At 51.1% G+C, this 1406-nt stretch carries 1 rRNA gene; it reads right to left on the bottom strand.

The annotated features are described in order from the left end of the window. Positions 1–40: 40 nt before the first annotated feature. Positions 41–1406, bottom strand: a 23S ribosomal RNA gene (locus ACQ4W7_RS29105); the annotation flags it as partial.

Here is a 1406-nt window from a genome sequence, read left to right as displayed (position 1 = left end):
CAACATGTACTTTCTCATCCTCTGTACCTGCTAAGGTTATAGGGACAAGCCGTACGGGCAATTAGTACTGGTTAGCTTAATGCATTACTGCACTTCCACACCCAGCCTATCAACGTCCTGGTCTCGAACGACCCTTCAAAGAGCTCAAGGCTCTGGGAAATCTCATCTCAAGGCAAGTTTCCCGCTTAGATGCTTTCAGCGGTTATCTCTTCCGAACTTAGCTACCCGGCAATGCCACTGGCGTGACAACCGGTACACCAGAGGTTCGTCCACTCCGGTCCTCTCGTACTAGGAGCAGCCCCCTTCAAATTTCCAACGCCCACGGCAGATAGGGACCAAACTGTCTCACGACGTTTTAAACCCAGCTCACGTACCACTTTAAATGGCGAACAGCCATACCCTTGGGACCGGCTACAGCCCCAGGATGTGATGAGCCGACATCGAGGTGCCAAACTCCCCCGTCGATATGAACTCTTGGGAGGAATCAGCCTGTTATCCCCAGAGTACCTTTTATCCGTTGAGCGATGGCCCTTCCATACAGAACCACCGGATCACTATGTCCTACTTTCGTACCTGCTCGACTTGTCAGTCTCGCAGTTAAGCACGCTTATGCCATTGCACTATCAACACGATGTCCGACCGTATCTAGCGTACCTTCGAACTCCTCCGTTACACTTTAGGAGGAGACCGCCCCAGTCAAACTGCCTACCATGCACTGTCCCCGATCCGGATAACGGACCAAGGTTAGAACCTCAAACAAACCAGGGTGGTATTTCAAGGTTGGCTCCACGAGAACTAGCGTCCCCGCTTCAAAGCCTCCCACCTATCCTACACAGATTGGTTCAAAGTCCAATGCAAAGCTACAGTAAAGGTTCATGGGGTCTTTCCGTCTAGCCGCGGGTAGATTGCATCATCACAAACATTTCAACTTCGCTGAGTCTCGGGAGGAGACAGTGTGGCCATCGTTACGCCATTCGTGCAGGTCGGAACTTACCCGACAAGGAATTTCGCTACCTTAGGACCGTTATAGTTACGGCCGCCGTTTACTGGGACTTCAATCAAGAGCTTGCACCCCATCATTTAATCTTCCAGCACCGGGCAGGCGTCACACCCTATACGTCCACTTTCGTGTTTGCAGAGTGCTGTGTTTTTATTAAACAGTCGCAGCCACCAGTTTATTGCAACCCTTTCACCCTCATGGAGTAAACCATTCAAGCTACCGGGGCGTACCTTTTCCCGAAGTTACGGTACCAATTTGCCGAGTTCCTTCTCCCGAGTTCTCTCAAGCGCCTTAGAATACTCATCTCGCCCACCTGTGTCGGTTTGCGGTACGGTCTCGTATGACTGAAGCTTAGAGGCTTTTCTTGGAACCACTTCCGATTGCTTCGTGAACAAGTTCACTCGTC

Source organism: Janthinobacterium algoris (assembly GCF_051380935.1).
In the GTDB taxonomy this organism is placed as follows: Bacteria; Pseudomonadota; Gammaproteobacteria; order Burkholderiales; family Burkholderiaceae_D; genus Janthinobacterium.
The sequence above is the reverse complement of the archived record's forward strand: the minus strand, read 5'-3'. Positions and strand labels throughout refer to the sequence as shown.